Origin of the sequence: Cyanobium sp. T1B-Tous (genome assembly GCF_024345475.1) — a bacterium.
Lineage (GTDB): Bacteria > Cyanobacteriota > Cyanobacteriia > PCC-6307 > Cyanobiaceae > Cyanobium_A.
Genome location: NZ_JAGQBE010000056.1, coordinates 1 through 15,465, shown reverse-complemented (window position 1 = coordinate 15,465; position 15,465 = coordinate 1). Strand labels below are relative to the sequence as shown.

General features: G+C 65.8%; 15 protein-coding genes. 8 read left to right on the top strand and 7 right to left on the bottom strand.

The features are described from left to right. Together KBY71_RS11805 and KBY71_RS11800 are read right to left on the bottom strand one after the other, a co-directional pair. The coding region (locus KBY71_RS11805) for an NAD(P)H-quinone oxidoreductase subunit 5 (protein WP_254929099.1) at nt 1-1,724 on the bottom strand (1,724 nt) is incomplete at its 3' end. Between the two features lie 72 nt (nt 1,725-1,796). Next, nucleotides 1,797-2,498 (bottom strand): NnrU family protein, encoded by a 702-nt coding sequence (locus KBY71_RS11800; protein ID WP_254929103.1) that lies wholly within the window; start codon nt 2,496-2,498, stop codon nt 1,797-1,799. A 143-nt stretch (nt 2,499-2,641) separates the two neighbouring features. On the opposite strand from KBY71_RS11800, the gene KBY71_RS11795 reads away from it, so the two are divergent. Next, a complete protein-coding gene (locus KBY71_RS11795) occupies nt 2,642-3,622 on the top strand; it encodes a LysR family transcriptional regulator (RefSeq protein ID WP_254929098.1) in 981 nt (326 codons plus the stop codon). 49 nt (nt 3,623-3,671) lie between these two features. On the opposite strand, the gene KBY71_RS11790 is transcribed toward KBY71_RS11795, so the two are convergent. Together KBY71_RS11790 and KBY71_RS11785 are read right to left on the bottom strand one after the other, a co-directional pair. Then, the gene (locus tag KBY71_RS11790) at nt 3,672-4,313 is read right to left on the bottom strand and encodes a DUF3172 domain-containing protein (protein ID WP_254929097.1); all 642 of its coding nucleotides are present in this window, start codon (nt 4,311-4,313) and stop codon (nt 3,672-3,674) included. Continuing rightward, nucleotides 4,310-4,687 (bottom strand): NAD(P)H-quinone oxidoreductase subunit M, encoded by a 378-nt coding sequence (locus KBY71_RS11785; protein WP_254929096.1) that lies wholly within the window; start codon nt 4,685-4,687, stop codon nt 4,310-4,312. Before KBY71_RS11785 ends, KBY71_RS11790 begins: the two co-directional genes overlap by 4 nt. 104 nt (nt 4,688-4,791) lie before the next feature. Here KBY71_RS11785 and pds point away from each other — a divergent pair, with 104 nt between their 5' ends. From pds to KBY71_RS11765, 4 genes are all read left to right on the top strand, one after another. Continuing rightward, nucleotides 4,792-6,201, top strand: a complete 1,410-nt coding sequence (gene pds, locus KBY71_RS11780; RefSeq protein WP_254929095.1) for a 15-cis-phytoene desaturase — start codon at nt 4,792-4,794, stop codon at nt 6,199-6,201. An 8-nt stretch (nt 6,202-6,209) separates the two neighbouring features. After that, nucleotides 6,210-7,115 (top strand): phytoene synthase, encoded by a 906-nt coding sequence (locus KBY71_RS11775; RefSeq protein WP_254929094.1) that lies wholly within the window; start codon nt 6,210-6,212, stop codon nt 7,113-7,115. Between the two features lie 97 nt (nt 7,116-7,212). Then, nucleotides 7,213-9,087 carry a hypothetical protein gene (locus KBY71_RS11770; RefSeq protein WP_254929093.1) on the top strand — a complete coding sequence of 625 codons (1,875 nt, stop codon included), beginning with the start codon at nt 7,213-7,215 and terminating at the stop codon, nt 9,085-9,087. After that, on the top strand, nt 9,084-11,039 hold the full coding sequence (locus KBY71_RS11765) for an adenylate/guanylate cyclase domain-containing protein (protein WP_315858555.1): 1,956 nt from the start codon (nt 9,084-9,086) through the stop codon (nt 11,037-11,039). Before KBY71_RS11770 ends, KBY71_RS11765 begins: the two co-directional genes overlap by 4 nt. Here KBY71_RS11765 and KBY71_RS11760 read toward each other — a convergent pair. From KBY71_RS11760 to KBY71_RS11750, 3 genes are all read right to left on the bottom strand, one after another. Further along, on the bottom strand, nt 10,970-12,016 hold the full coding sequence (locus KBY71_RS11760; RefSeq protein ID WP_254929092.1) for an alpha/beta fold hydrolase: 1,047 nt from the start codon (nt 12,014-12,016) through the stop codon (nt 10,970-10,972). The two genes, KBY71_RS11765 and KBY71_RS11760, sit on opposite strands and share 70 nt — an antisense overlap. Before the next feature lie 11 nt (nt 12,017-12,027). Continuing rightward, nucleotides 12,028-12,453 (bottom strand): RNA-binding protein, encoded by a 426-nt coding sequence (locus tag KBY71_RS11755; RefSeq protein ID WP_254929091.1) that lies wholly within the window; start codon nt 12,451-12,453, stop codon nt 12,028-12,030. Nucleotides 12,454-12,520: 67 nt separating this feature from the next. After that, entirely contained in the window at nt 12,521-13,822 is a 1,302-nt protein-coding gene (locus tag KBY71_RS11750) for a CCA tRNA nucleotidyltransferase (protein WP_254929090.1), read from the bottom strand. On the opposite strand from KBY71_RS11750, the gene KBY71_RS11745 reads away from it, so the two are divergent. Genes KBY71_RS11745 through KBY71_RS11735 form a run of 3 tightly spaced genes read left to right on the top strand, consistent with a single transcriptional unit; the run spans nt 13,821 to nt 15,398 of the window. Then, a complete protein-coding gene (locus KBY71_RS11745; protein ID WP_254929089.1) occupies nt 13,821-14,072 on the top strand; it encodes a Ycf34 family protein in 252 nt (83 codons plus the stop codon). The genes KBY71_RS11750 and KBY71_RS11745 overlap by 2 nt on opposite strands. Continuing rightward, nucleotides 14,053-14,706, top strand: coding sequence for a tRNA (adenosine(37)-N6)-threonylcarbamoyltransferase complex dimerization subunit type 1 TsaB (tsaB, locus tag KBY71_RS11740; protein ID WP_315858554.1), 654 nt, complete (start codon nt 14,053-14,055; stop codon nt 14,704-14,706). The genes KBY71_RS11745 and tsaB overlap by 20 nt, the downstream gene beginning before the upstream one ends. Next, nucleotides 14,706-15,398, top strand: a complete 693-nt coding sequence (locus KBY71_RS11735; protein WP_315858553.1) for a YdcF family protein — start codon at nt 14,706-14,708, stop codon at nt 15,396-15,398. The genes tsaB and KBY71_RS11735 overlap by 1 nt, the downstream gene beginning before the upstream one ends. Nucleotides 15,399-15,465: the final 67 nt, after the last annotated feature.

The following is a 15,465-nucleotide window of genomic DNA, read 5'->3' as shown; positions in this document are numbered from 1 at the left end:
CCGAGGTCGAGCTTGTGGAGGGCGTAGGCCAGTACGGCCACGCTGATGCCCGCCACGGAGATGCCGACGGAGGCTCCCGCGAGGGGCAGAAATTCGCTCCAGCTGAAGTGCTCGGCCACCTCAGCGGCTTCTTGGGGATCCAGCAGGGTGCCGAAGCGGCTGTTCCAGGGGGTGCCGAGCAGGCCCACCAGCACGGAGGGAACCGCCAGCACCACCAGGGGCATGGCCATCTGCCAGCCGGATTCATGGGGGTGGCTGGCGTGGCTGTGGCCGTGGTCGTCGCCGTGGTCATCCGCGGTTTTACCGGCGGCGGCCATCAGCTGGGCAGCCATGGCTTTGTCTCCGCCGCGGAACTCTCCCTCAAAGGTGAGGAAGTAGAGCCGGAACATGTAGAAGGCGGTCATGCCGGCGGTGATGAAGCCGGCCACCCACAGGATGGGGAACTGGCCGAAGGCCACCCCCAGGATTTCGTCCTTGCTCCAGAAGCCCGCCAAGGGCGGGATGCCGCTGATGGCGATGCAGCCGATGAAGAAGGTGGCGCTGGTGATCGGCATGAACTTGCGCAGGCCACCCATCAACCGCATGTCCTGGGCGAGCACGGGTTCATGGCCCACCACCTCCTCCATGGCGTGGATCACTGACCCAGAACCCAGGAACAGCATGGCCTTGAAGAAGGCGTGGGTCACCAGGTGGAACATGCCGGCGACCGGGGCGCCGCAGCCCATGGCCAGCATCATGTAACCGAGCTGGCTCACCGTGCTGTAGGCCAACCCTTTCTTGAGGTCCATCTGGGTGAGGGCAATCGAGGCCCCCAGCACCAGGGTGATGGTGCCCACCACGGCGATCGTGGCTTGCACCGCCGGGAAGGGCGCGTACACCGGCTGCAACCGGGCCACCAGAAACACGCCCGCCGCCACCATCGTGGCCGCGTGGATCAGGGCTGAAATCGGGGTGGGGCCCTCCATGGCGTCCGGCAGCCACACGTGCAGGGGGAACTGGGCCGATTTGGCCATGGGGCCCATGAACACCAGCAGGCAGAGCAGGATCGCCGCGGCGTTGGACACGCTGCCGCCGGCCACGGCCTCCTGCAGCCGGGCGCCGATCTCCTCAAAGCCGAAGCTGCCGGTGGCCCAGAACAGCCCCAGGATTCCCAGCAGCAGGCCGAAGTCGCCCACCCGGTTCACCACAAAGGCCTTCTGGGCGGCGTTGGCGGCGCCGTCGCGGTCGTACCAGAAGCCCACGAGCAGGTAGGAGCACATGCCCACCAGCTCCCAGAACACATAGATCTCCAGCAGGTTGGGGCTGATCACCAGGCCCAGCATCGAGCTGCTGAACAGGGCCAGATAGGTGAAAAAGCGCACATAGCCCTTGTCGTGGGCCATGTAGCCATCGGAATACACCATCACCAGCACGGCGATGGTGGTCACCAGGGCCAGCATCACGGCGCCGAGGGCATCCACCCGGAAGCCCATCTGCAGGTTGAAGGTGCCCGCGCTGGCCCAGTTGAACAGCACTTCGGTGGGGCCTGCGCCGGCGAGCTGCTGGGCCAGTACGGCGTAACTGAGCACGGCTGCGGCCCCGACGCAGCTGATCAGCAGCCAGGCGACGGGTTTGCGTAACCGGTTGACGGTGCGGTTGAAGCTGATCAGCCCCAGCCCGGTGATGCAGGCCCCGACCAGGGGCAGCACCGGGATCAACCAGGCGAGTTCGGCGGCTGACGGCATGCGGCGCAGGCTGGTTGGAAGGAGTGTAGGCAGCCGATCCGGTCTGTCCCTACCCCTGTGCGGGGGCGCCCATCAGCCGAGCCAGTGCCCCAGGGCGGAACGGGAGAAGCTGGTGGCCCCCAGGCCGATGAAGCGGTGGGCCCACCAGAACACCCCCACGGCGATGGCGATGCCGAGCTGGGCGGGTCGCAGGAATTCGGAGAGCACCAGCTGTTGGCGCCCATCCAGCACGGCCCGGAAGGGCAGCACCGAGGTGGTGGCACGCAGCTCCTCGAAGGCGGCGCCGAAGCGGCGGGCCAGGCGGCGGTCGCCGTTCCACACCGCAAACAGGTGGTGGGCGATCAGGCCGATGCAGGTGGCCACCATGAAGCTGCTGCCGATCCAGAGCAGGTGGGTGGCGCACCAGAGAATTTGTCCCACGGCCTGGGGATGGCGGCTGATGCGGATGATCCCGGTGGCGTACAGCCGCACCTGGGGTTTCAGCACGGCCGGGATCTCCAGCAGGTTGTAGGTGGCCGGATACAAAAACAGGAAGCTGATGGCGGTGCCCGCCCACACCAGCGGCACGATCCAGGGTTGGTCCTGGAGGTTCCAGAGCCGAACGCCGTCGTAGCGGTGGGCCAGGAAGTAGCCGATCACCACCACGGCCGAGGGGATGCTCACGGCGGCAAACAGCAGCCGCCAGGCCCGCTCGCCGATCCGTTCCACGCCCCAGACCCGCAGGGAGGCGCCACCGCTGTGGACCACGGCGAAGGCCAGCAGCAGGGCGAGCATCACCCAGCTGCTGTGGTGGAGGGAGCTGGGGGGCAAGGGGCGGATGGGGAGTTGTGAAGCTGCCGATTCTCGCTGCCAGACTTCCCCCCTAGAGTTTTTTCCTCGCCAGCTGGCAGGCCGCCCCGGCCGCTCCAGGCAACCCGATGGCAGACCTGCCTTTCACCCTTGATCAGCTGCGCATCCTGCGGGCCATCGCCTCGGAGGGCAGCTTCAAGAAGGCCGCCGACAGCCTTTATGTCACCCAACCGGCGGTGAGCCTGCAGATCCAGAACCTGGAGAAGCAGCTCAGCGTCAGCCTGTTTGATCGGGGCGGGCGCAAGGCCCAGCTCACCGAGGCCGGTCACCTGCTGCTGAGCTACTGCGACCGGATCCTCAGCCAGTGCCAGGAGGCCTGCCGTGCCCTGGAAGACCTGCACAACCTGCGCGGCGGCTCCCTGATCGTGGGCGCCAGCCAGACCACCGGCACCTACCTGATGCCGCGGATGATCGGTCTGTTCCGCCAGAAGTATCCGGAGGTGGCGGTGCAGCTGCAGGTGCACAGCACCCGGCGCACGGGCTGGAGCGTGGCCAATGGCCAGGTGGATCTGGCGATCATTGGCGGGGAGCTGCCCACGGAGCTCGGCGAGCTGTTGCAGGTGGTGCCCTACGCCAGCGATGAGCTGGCCCTGGTGCTGCCGGTGAAGCATCCCCTGGCCCGCCTGCCCGAGCTCACCAAGGACGACCTCTACCGGCTGGGGTTCGTCTGCCTCGATGCCCAGTCGACCACCCGCAAGATGGTGGACCAGCTGCTGGCTCGCTCCGGCCTGGATGTGGGCCGCCTCAAGATCGAGATGGAGCTCAACTCCTTTGAGGCGATCAAAAATGCCGTGCAAAGCGGCCTGGGGGCGGCCTTTTTGCCGGTGGTGTCGATCGAGCGGGAGCTCTCCGCCGGCACGTTGCACCGGCCCCAGGTGGCCGATCTGCTGGTGCGCCGCCAGCTGAAGCTGATCACCCACCCCGCCCGCTACTGCTCCCGGGCCGCCGATGCCTTCCGCAAGGAGGTGCTGCCGGTGTTCGCCAGCCCCGACAGCCCCCTGCGCCGCCCCCTCCAGCAGGAGGCTCCGCCCGCCCCCACGCCGGCCTGACACCCCGCCCTCTGCTCAGTCGGGCCGGGGCTCAGACAGGCCGGTGTGCTCAGAACTGGTCGGCTTCGGGGGTGATGCCCACGGTGTCGTCGGCCACGCCCTTGGTGAGGAATTTGTTCTGGCTGATGTCGGTCTGGTAGACGCAGCGCACGATCGGTTTGTCCTTCACCGAGCCGATGTAGGCGAAGGTGTTCATGCGCTGCTTGCACTGGCGCATCTGCTCGGCGGTCACGGCCCCTTCCTTCTGCAGCACGCTCCAGTTCTCCCGCCGGATCACGCAGCCGGCCTTGAGCTCGGGCTGGGTGACGAAGCTGGAGCTGGGGTTCATGGTGGTGTACAGCTCCACGTCCATCACGAAGGCGCTGGCGCCCCACTGGCGGCAGAACTCGGGATCGGGCACCGCCATGTCGAGCTGTTGGCTGCTGGCGATGTTGCCCTGGTCGCCCTGGGTGGTGCTGGAGAGGCCGGTGCCGATGCCGATGCCCACCACCAGCACCCCGGCCAGGATCGCCAGGGTGCCCACGTTGAACTGAAAGGGGCCATTGCCGCCCGGTCCTCCTTGCCCCCCCGGACCACCCTTGCCACCGCCAGGCCCGGGCCGCGGTTCGGGACGTCGCCCGCCGCGGCCGTAGGCCTCGTCGCTGTAGCGGTCGTCGGCGTAGCGGTCCGGGTTGTAGCGGGAGCGGCTCACAGGCTTTCGGTGCTGCGGGGCAGGCCCATCGAGTAATTGAGCACCCGGGCATCCGGGTTGTAGCGAAGCTCGCCACCCTGCAGCAGCTGGCGAATCAGGCCTTCCAGCTCGGAGCCGATCTGGCGCAGGTTGTATTCGGTGAGGTCGGCACCGGCGTGGGCGGCCACCAGCTCCCGAAAGCGGTCCTGCACCTTGGTCAGCACGGGGGCGTCCCAGAGGAACTCGTTATCGGGATCCACATCCATGGTGAGCTGGCTGGGATCGGCCACCAGGTCGCCGTTCTCGATCCGGGCGGTGAAGAGCCGCACGTGACGGGTGGTGGACTTCAGCAGGGTCGCTTCAGGGCGAGGGTCGACAGGGCGAGACTCAGCCATGGACATGGGATTGCGGGCACCCGATGGCGCAACTCTAGAAACTCCTGGGGCCGCGGAGGTCCGGGGCCCCCTTTAGGGTTGCCCCTGGTTTTCAGATCTGAAGGATGCGGGTCGTCATCGCCGGGGCAGGGCTCGCCGGATTGTCGTGTGCGAAATACCTCTGTGATGCGGGGCATACCCCGGTGGTGGTGGAGGCTCGCGACGTGCTGGGCGGCAAGGTGGCGGCCTGGCAGGACGAGGACGGCGACTGGTACGAGACCGGACTGCACATCTTCTTCGGCGCCTACCGCAACATGCGCCAGCTGTTCAAGGAGCTGGACATCGAAGACCGTCTGCAGTGGAAGAGCCACTCGATGATCTTCAACCAGAAGGAAACTCCCGGCACCTACAGCCGCTTTGACTTCCCCGATATCCCGGCCCCCTTCAATGGGCTGGCGGCCATCCTCAGCAACAACGACCTGCTCACCTGGCCGGAGAAGATCTCCTTCGGCCTCGGCCTGGTGCCGGCGATCCTCCGGGGCCAGCAGTACGTGGAGGAGTGCGACCAATACTCCTGGACCGAGTGGCTGCGCATCCACAACATCCCGGAACGGGTGAATGACGAGGTGTTCATCGCCATGGCCAAGGCGCTGAACTTCATCGATCCCGACGAGATCTCCAGCACGGTGGTGCTTACCGCCCTCAATCGCTTCCTGCAGGAGAGCGATGGTTCCAAGATGGCCTTCCTCGATGGCAATCCGCCCCAGCGGCTCTGCCAGCCGATCGTGGAGTACATCGAGGCCCGAGGCGGTGAGGTGCACCTCAATGCCCCCCTGCGGCAGATCGAGCTCAATGCCGACGGCAGCGTGAAGGCGTTCCAGATCGGTGGCATCAAGGGCCAGGAGCCCCGCACCCTCACGGCCGATGCCTACGTGAGTGCCATGCCGGTGGATCCCTTCAAGCTGCTACTGCCCGAGGCCTGGAAGGAGATCCCCTACTTCAAGAAGCTCGATGGGCTCAATGGCGTGCCGGTGATCAACATCCACCTCTGGTTTGACCGCAAGCTCACCGAGATCGACCACCTGCTGTTCAGCCGCAGCCCGCTGCTGAGCGTGTATGCCGATATGAGCAACACCTGCAAGGAATACGAGGATCCCGAGCGCTCGATGCTCGAGCTGGTGTTCGCTCCGGCAAAAGACTGGATCGGGCGCCCGGATGAGGAGATCGTGGCGGCCACCATGGAGGAGCTCAAGCGCCTGTTCCCGATGCACTTCACCGGCGATGATCAGGCCCAGCTGCGCAAGTCGATCGTGGTGAAGACGCCCCTGTCGGTCTACAAGACCGTGCCCGGCTGCCAGCAGCTCCGGCCCGACCAGGCCTCGCCGATCCCCAACTTTTTCCTGGCCGGTTGCTACACGATGCAGCGCTACCTGGCCTCGATGGAGGGGGCGGTGCTCAGCGGCAAGCAGTGCGCCCAGGCGATTGCCACGTCCCCCCTGGCCCAGCCGGCGGCCGGGGTTGCGGTGGCGGTCTGAGCGTGGTGGTGTCCGCCGTTGCCAATCTGGAGGAGGCCTATGAGGCCTGCCGCCGTGAGACGGCGGAGTGGGCCAAAACCTTCTATCTCGGCACGCTGCTGATGCCGCCGGCCAAGCGGCGGGCGATCTGGGCGATTTACGTGTGGTGCCGCCGCACCGATGAGCTGATGGACAGCCCGGAGGCGATGGCGCGCCCTGTGGAGGAGCTGGCCGCCCGGCTGGACGCCTGGGAGCAGCGCACCCGCGCCCTGTTCGCTGGCGAGGTGCGCGATGGCCTGGACCTGGTGATGCGTGACACGATCGAGCGCTATCCCCAGCCCATCCAGCCCTACCTCGACATGATCGAGGGCATGCGCATGGATCTCACCACCACGCGTTATGCCGATTTCGATCAGCTCTACCTCTACTGCTATCGCGTCGCCGGCACCGTGGGGCTGATGACCCAGGAGGTGATGGGGGTGGATCCCGCGTACACCTCGGCCCCCTGGAGCTCCCGGCCTGACACCAGTGAGGCTGCTGTGGCCCTGGGGATCGCCAACCAGCTCACCAACATCCTGCGCGACGTGGGCGAGGACCGGGGCCGCGGCCGGATCTATTTGCCTCAGGAGGATCTGGTGCGCTTCGGCTACAGCGAGGCCGAGCTGATGGCCGGCACTCTCAACGACAGCTGGCGGGAGCTGATGCGGTTCCAGCTGGCCCGCGCCCGGGATTGGTTTGCCCGTTCCGAGGCTGGCGTGCGCTGGCTCGCGCCCGATGCCCGCTGGCCGGTGTGGGCGTCGCTACGCCTGTATCGCGGCATCCTCGATGTGATCGAGGAGCTCGACTACGACGTGTTCAACCACCGGGCCTATGTGCCCACCTCCGGCAAGTTTCTGGATCTTCCCCGGTCGTTTGTCATCGCCCAGGCGCGCTGAGCCCAGGGAGAAGACGCCTGGACGGATAGAAAACTGTCTACAAAACCATCGGGCTTGGCCTGTGCCGTACAGGCTCTCTCGAAAATAAGCCAAAGGGATGAGAAGCCTCGCCGCTGTTTTGCTGGCCAGCAGTGTTCTCGTGGGCAGTGTGTCGCCGGCTGCGCAGGCATCGTCATTCCAGACCGCCAAGGTTCGACGCATTGTTGACGGCTCTGAGGTTTACATTGATAAGCGTCAGGCTAAGATTAATCAAGATGCCAAAAATGGTCAACAGATTAGCACCGGAAGTAGTCGGGCAGAGCTGCTCTTCGATAAACGTGCGCTTGGGTTTATTGGCAAGCAAAGCTTGATAACTCTTGGTCGTGAATGTTTTCGACTTCAGCAGGGCACTGTGCTCGTCAATGGGACACAAAAGGGCTGCTTGGGAAGCAAGATTCTGGGTGTTCGAGGAACCACCTATGTCTTGACTGCGTCCCAGGATGGAAATTATGAACTTAGTGTTTTGCATGGTGATGTCAGCGTGGAAGATGCTAGCAGTGCCGCAGCTGAGGCCATTCCAGATGTGGATATTTTGTCCCTCTACCCCACGCTCAGCCCTTGGATCGGTTTTGGTCCAAGTGCCTGGGGCAGTAATGCGGGTGGGCTGAGTCTGGGGGAGGCCGCAGGCCTGGTTCTGGGTGACCTCGACTTTTTCCTTCCGGTCTTCCAGCACAATGCCAAGTCATTGTTGTACAGCTACACCACGGTATCGACCAACTTTGATGGGGCGTGGGGCGCAAGTACTGAAATTGGGTATACATGGTTTGATCCCAGCAATCAAGCCTCTGCAACCCTTTTCCTGGGGTACGACGGATGGAATTCTTTGTCTGCAGTGTCAAGCTGTTTTAATAACCAGCTGGCTTTGGGCGGTCAGTGGCAGCGAGACCGATGGCAGTTTGGACTGAATGGAAATATTCCAATCGCATCCTGTCCCAATAGTTTGAGTTTGGCGGCGGCGCGGATTGGTGTTCCCATTGTCAATCTGGGAGACCAGTCCATCATGTTGTCCTTCTCTCCCTATGTGATTGATGGTGCCGGCAGCACTTCTGGGGGCGGCCAAGTTGGCCTGGATGTGCCGATTGGTGATCACCTTCAGGCTTCGGCTTATGTCCAGTATGACGATCTGTTGGATACGGTGGTTGGAGGCAGAATTACATATCGTTTTGCAACCTCAGGTCGGTTTGTTCGTGATCCCAATCTTCCTCTGGGCGTTTCTGGCGTGATCCCGCAGCTCTCCCAGCTGAAGCCTGAGCAATTCAATACTGGCAAGCCCTTCCAAATCGCTTTAGGGCCATCATCTGTTCAATCACCGCCCACTTTCCCCGGCCCCTCCTTGGGTGGTCAGGTTGATGTTGTCAGCCCGTTGGTTGGCCAAGGAGTTAATGTTCAGATTAAAGCAGGGGAGCAGGCCGTGCTTAGCCCCGCGGGGGAGTTGATCAGTACGCGCCAGCTCACCCAGGAAGAATATTCTCAGTTGATCATCTCCAATGCTGCTGGCCAGGATCCTTTGCCTGAAGGCCATGCAATCATCAAAACCTTCAACAGGCTCTATGGATCCCCATCGATGGCCATGATGGCAGCGACGGGATTTAACTGGCTGATCTCTTCCCGCCAGCCCTACCCGCGTGCACGCGCTAACCAGAATCTGGTTGTGCCTGATAACAAGTTGCCGGGGTCTGCTTCTGGTTTGACAGCCAACGCCTATGTGTGTGTCTCCCAAGGCAGTCCTGTCCCCTTGTACTTTTTGGGTCAAGATTTGCAAGGAACGCCTGATCTTCAAAGCGCGACGGTTTTCTCACTGGGTGCGTCTCCCACGTGCTCAGGCAATTTTATTGTTATTGTTAACACGCAGGCGCCGTCGCAAACATACGCTACCGCCCCGCTTCTCGTATTCCAGGATCCCCAAACTGGTGTCATTACTCCTCTTGGATGAGCTTTCACTTTCGGCTCATACGCAGGCTAATGTGTTGGCCCTGGGCCACTTTCGCGCTCCCCACGGCCGGTGCCCTGGTGGTGGGTGTGGGGAGCGCGCTTCTGCCCCAGCTGCAGCTTGAAGTTGAGTTGTCCCTGGTCACCTGGGCTCAGGAGCTGCGTGGTCGCCGCAGCCCGCCAGCCAACATCAGCATTGTGGCCATTGATGATTTCAGCCTGCAGCAGGCTGCCAATGCTGATTTGAGTGAAGATGCCGCGTTGAGGAGTTTGGGGGCGTGGCCGTGGCCTCGTGCCATCCATGGAGTTGTGCTGAACCGGCTCTACCAGGCGGGTGCCCGCTCCGTGGCGCTGGATCTTCTGTTTGATGCTCCCAGCTCCCATGGACCGGAAGACGATGGGCGTTTGGCAGACGTTTTGGCTCGGCATCGACCGCGCACATTGCTGGGCGCTCAGGTGTTGGAAAGTCGTGGGGACTTGGCCGGTCTTTCCCTCAGTCAGCCGGTGGTGCCTCTGCAGGATGCGGCGGGTGTCCAGGCTTCTGGGTTGCTGAATGGTCCGATTGATGCCGATGGAGCGCTCCGCAAGCGTCCCGGCGACCATGCCGACCAGTTGCGCAGGGATCTTGGCCCTGCCGTCCCGCCCAGTCTGGCTCAGGTTCTTCTGCGGGCCGGTGGAGGTGTTGACCTCAGCCGACAGCCTCCAGGAGGCGGCCGATGGCTGCCCTTGTTGGATTTTTATGGGCCGCCGCGAACGATCCCCGTGGTCTCGATCTGGTCCGTTCTCGAATCGGGCTCATATCAGCATTTGAAGCACACCGGACGTTTTCACGACCAGTTGGTGTTGATCGGTCCGACGGCTTCTGTCCTCCAGGATTTGCATCAAACAGCCTTTTCCAATGCTGAGGGCATGCCTGGTGTTGAGGTTCATGCCACGGAGCTGGCCAATCGAATTGAGGGACGAGCCCTGTGGTTTTGGCAGCCACCGCGCTGGTGGCCCCTGTTGCTCGCTGGTTGCGCCTTTACGGCAGCCCTCGTGGCCCAGCGCTGGGACAAACCGCTGATCCGGCTCAGTGTGCTTGCCGGGACGGCGGCCTCTTTGGCGCTGCTCTCGCTGATTCTGATCGGGGCGGCTGGCATTGCCGTCCCTCTCTTCACCGTGGCGGGCTCCGTTCTGTTGATGGGCGTGGTGACCAGTGGGGATGCAACGCTTCGGCTGCAATGGCAGCGTCGCCGCCTGCGCTTGGCTCTGGGTCGTTACCTCTCGCCGGCAGTTGCGGCAGAAATTTCGGATCAGCCTGCCAACGCAGATGGCATTCTCGGCGGCCGCAGTGCTCGGGTCGTCATTTTGATGACGGACATCCGTGGCTTTACGGCGCGAACGATGCGGATGACAGAGGAGAACAGAGTGGCCGACCTTGTGAATCAGCTCAACCAGTACTTTGGCGAGGTTGTTGATGCCATTGATCACGAAGGTGGCATTGTGGACAAGTTCATTGGCGATGCAACCCTGGCCGTCTTCGGAGCCCCTGTCAGCCGGGGCGACGGAGTGGAGGCAGCCTCAGCACTGCGTGCCGCGCTCAGCATTCGCGAGCGCCTGCGGGATCTCAATGCCCGCTGGCTGCAAGAGGGAAAGGAGCCTTGGCAGCAAGTTGTTGTGTTGAACTTCGGCACGGTGATCAGCGGCAATATTGGATCGGCTCGTCGAATGGATTACACGGTGATTGGTGATGCTGTGAATACGACCAGTCGGTTGGAAGCCGTTGCGAAGCAGTGCAACCGAGACCTTGTCATGAGTGGTGCTTTTCTGGAGCTTCTCGAAGCCGATGCCCTTGCTGCTGAGTGGCTTGGGGAGTTCGAGCTTCGCGGCCATGGGGTGGAGGCGGCCTACGGAATCTCAGAACCCCCTGGGTCAATAGGTCCGGAATCCTCGTCACCCATCGATGTTGCTGTCTGAGTTCTTTTTGGGCGCGTGTTGTTCTCGTTCAGGCCCAGCCATTGGGCCAGGATGGGATTGACCCGTTCGGGCGCCTCGTCGTGGGGGCAGTGCCCTAGCCCAGGCAGCACCTGCAGCTCCTGGATGCAGGGGTAGAGCTCGGCCCAGCGGCGGGCTTCAGCCGGATCTTCCCAGGGGTCGGCTTCGCCCCAGAGCATCCGCACCGGCACGGTCGGCTCTGCGGCACTCAGGTCCGCCAGCAGCTGGGGGGCCAGGTGATCGTTGAACAGGTTGACGAAGCCCCGAAAGCTCTCCGTGGCCCCCGGATCGGTGCTGGGGCGATGCAATAGCGCCACCAGCGCCTCGTCCACGTTGGCGCCGCTGGGGTAGGCGCGGGTCAGCACGCTGCGGATGAAGGGGGGTTGGGCCAGCAGGCGAAACAGGGGTGCGATCACCCAGCGCTGGCGCACCAGGGCTTTCACCAGGGGCCGGCTGGCCCGTTCCCAGCCCGGCAGCTGGGCCGCCCGCTTGTCATCGAGGGTGCGCTGGGCGCAGTCGATCAGGATCACCTGGGCTGGGGGGATCCCCTCGGCCAGGAGCCACCGGGCGGCGGTGAGGGCCACCATGGCACCGATCGAGTTGCCTACCAGGTGCACCCGTGGCGCCGGCCCCTCCCCGGACGGCAGCAGCCGCTCCCGCACCAGATCAGCCACCTGCTGGGCCCAGAGGTCGAAGCCGTACTGCACGGCGCCCGGTTGCTCGGGCTCGTCGGCCAGCCGGGAGCGTGGTTTGTCGCTGGCACCGAAGCCCAGCAGATCCACGGCCATCACATGGGCGTGGAGGCTGAGCGGCGGCAGGTTGTGGCGCCAGTGGCCCACCGAGGCACCGAACCCATGGATCAGCAGCACCTTGGTGGGGTTGGTGGGGTCGCCGGCCTCCAGCAGGTGGATCCGGTGTCCCTGCCAGTCCCAATCGGGGGAGACCGGAGCCGTTGTCACCAAAGTTGCGATCAGACCGCGGCCGTCTGGTTGGCCAGCAGCGACTTCAGTTTGGCCAGTTCGCCGGCCCAGCGGGGATCGGGGGCTTCGGTGTCGACGTTGTCGGCATGCACCACCTTGTTCACGGCCTTGCGGGCGGGGGTGGGGGCACTGCCATTGCGGCGCTCGGCCGGAGCGGCGGAGCGGCTCTCCTTGCGCTCCGACACCTCGATCCGCAGGGCGTTGCCGCCGAAGTCCTTGCCGTTGAGCTGCTCGATCACGGTGTCGGCCAGCTTCTGGTCGTCCACGTTGGCGAAGCCGAAGCCGCGGCAGGCGCCGGTGTCCCGGTCGTTGACGGCCTTGAAGCGCACCCCTTCGCCCACAGCGCTGAACAGAGCCTCAAGCTCCTTGGCATCAAAGGTCTGCGGCAGGTTGCCGACGTAGAGGCGAATGCTCATGGGGAAGGGGAGAAAAAACTTTCTGCAGGCGAGGAGAAGCCTCTCGATGCGCCTTTGCATCAGAAAGTTAATCACGTCGCCCGCCTGTTCCCCCAGCGCCCTTCTGCAGCCACCAGCGTTCTGCGGCGGCCAAGGCCAGGGCATCCGCCTGCGGGCTCCCATCGGCGGGCAGGCGGCCGCAGGCCCGCTCCAGGGTGAGGTGGTCGAGCAGCCGGCCCAGGTCGGGGCCGGCGGGGATGGCCAGGTGCTGTTGCAGCCGGCGCCCATCCAGGGGCGGGCGGGGGTGTAACAGGGGGTCGTTGGGGTTCCGCCAGCGCGCCAGCAGGGGCCAGGGGGGCTCCGGTGCCAGCAACAGCAGGGCCGGTAGATCGGCCTCGAGCTCCCGGTGCAGGGCCAGGCTGCGGGCCTCCCCTAGGGCGCCCCAGCCCCCCGCCTGCTCGAGTTGGCCTTGCCAGTGCCGCAGGGCGCGGCAGCGCTGCTGCAGGCGCCGGCTGCTGCGCAGCTCGGCCAGGGCCTGGGCGGGCAGCAGGGCACTCAGCCGGGCTAGGGGCAGGGCCCAGGCGGTTTCGGCGGTGGCCAGGCCCCGTTGCTGGGCCCGATCGAGCTGGAGTTCGGCCAGCGCGGCCCCAGCGCTCGCGTCGGCTCCCCAGCCCTGCAGGAGGCCGCAGGTCAGGGCCAGCGCCAGGCCCCGTTCGCCGCTGGGGGCGGTGGCCAGTTTCTCCAGCTCCGCCAGCACCCGCTCCCCAGCCACCTGGGTGAGCAGGCCCCCATGGCGCTCGATCCAGCCCCGGCTGGTGGGCTCCAGGGCGAAGTCGAGGCTGCAGGCCAGGCGAATGCCGCGCAGCAGTCGCAGCGGATCGGCCAGCAGGTTGGCCTCGCTCACCGCCACCAGCTCACGGCGCTCCAGGTGGGTGAGGCCGCCGGTGGGATCCACCAGGTGTCCGGGCTTCTGTCCGTCGCTGGGCAGCGGCAGGGCGATGGCATTAGCCGTGTAATCGCGCCGGCCCAGATCGGCCTCCAGGCTGTCGCCATCGCGGCGAGCCAGGTCGATGGTCCAGCCCCCCATCACCAGCCGGGCGATGCCGTGGTCGGCATCGAGCACCACGGCGCTGCCGCCATGGCTGCGGGCCAGCTGCCGGGTGAGGCCGATGGCATCCCCGGCCACCACCAGATCGAGGTCGGGCTGGGGCTCGAGCCGGCCCAGCAGCCCATCCCGCACGGCCCCGCCCACCAGGGCCGTGCCCGGTGGCAGGGCTTCCAGCGGCAGGGGCCAGGGCTCCGCCAGCAGCCGTTGCCACAGCTCCTGGGCCACCTCGCCGGCGGGGCGGTCGCCCGTCAGAATGGGCTCCTGGCTCGGCCTGGGCAGCATGTGCATCTGCGTGGATTGCCACTGGGTCGACCGCTGCCAGGCCTACCACGCGGTGGAGCGCCAGCACGGTGTGCCCCACCTCTCCTCCCAGCCCGACATGACCCCCCTGGATCCCCGCATCCACGTGCAGGTGCTGGATCTCCCCGGCGGTGGTGTGGGGGTGGAATGGGATGTGCGGGCCTGCGGCAGTTTTCAACGGGATGGGGGGCGCTGGCAGCGGCTCTGCCCCGGTGTCGCCCTGCCCCGATGAGTTCTTGGAGGTGGTGGTGATGGGAGCGGTGTTGGCCCTGCACAGCTCCAGCGACGTGTTGGGGGTGGGTGTGCGTTGGCTCCCCGGCTCGGGCCCGGTGGAGGCCTCCAGTGCCCTGCGGGCGTTCCCGCTGGGTCGGGGCCTCTCCAACCAGTTGCTCAGCTGCATCGAGCAACTGCTGCCGGCCGACCAGTGGCCCCAGCTCACCCGCCTGGCCGTGGCCACCGGGCCCGGTGGCTTCACCGGTACCCGGCTCACCGTGGTGCTGGCCCGCACCCTGGCCCAGCAGCTCCAGGTGCCCCTCGATGGGGTGTCCAGCTTTCTGCTGGCGGCCCGGCGCCTCGGGATTCAGGAGCCCACCTGGCTGGTGCAGGAGTTGCCCCGTCGCGGGGTGGTGGCCGGTCTGTACGGCCCCGCCGGTACCGATGGCGCCCTCACGGAGTTGGAGCTGCCACGGCTGTTTGGCCCGGGTACGGCCGTGCCCCCGGGCGCGCAGCTGCCGGCCACCGCCCTGCTCCCCGACGACGTGGAGCAGTTGCTGGAGCTCAGCCTGCTGGCCCACGCCCAGGGCCTGGCGGCCCCCTGGCAGCCCGTGCTGCCCCTCTATCCCACCTCGCCGGTGGCCGGGCTCTGATGGGGGTGTCATCCGGCCGGCGCCGCCGCCCCCGCCGGCGACGCGCCCCCCGCCAGCCTTCCCCTCGCCCACCGTCTCGCCGCCGGGCTGGGCGACTTCCGCTGGGGCCCCGGGGGCTGGCCGCGCTGTTGTTGGCGGGTGCCTTTGGCTTAGGGCTGCTCTGGTTGTCGCGCGGCTGGTGGTGGCCCCTGCCCCCTCCGCCCCAGATGATCCTGGTGCTGGGGGGGGATGTGGCCCGGGAGCAGCGGGCTGCCGACCTGGCGGCCCGCCAAGGTCTGCCGGTGGTGGTGAGCGGCGGCAGCAATCCGGAGTACGCCCACTGGCTGTTTGAGCAGCGCCAGGGGCTGCCGCCCCACCAGGTGCAGCTCGATTACCGCGCCCGGGACACCCTCTCCAACTTCACCTCCCTGGTGGATGATCTGCGCCGGGCGCGCATCCGCCATGCCCTGCTGGTGACCAGCAGTGATCACATGGACCGGGCGTTGTTGGTGGGGCGGATCGTGGCGGGCAGCCGCGGCATCCACCTCACCCCGGTGCCGGTGCCCTGTGCCGATCGCTGCCAGCCCGAGGGGCGGCGCAAGATCTGGGGCGACGGGGCCCGGGCGGTGTTGTGGGTGGTGAGTGGCCGGGATCTCAGGGGCTGGGCGGCAGCGCACCTGCCTCCCTGGCTGGCCCCAGCTGGCGGCCGTTGATCAGGCCCTGATCCAGCAGGGCATTGATCTGGGCCTGGCAGGCGGCGGTGGCGGCGTCCAGGTCGGG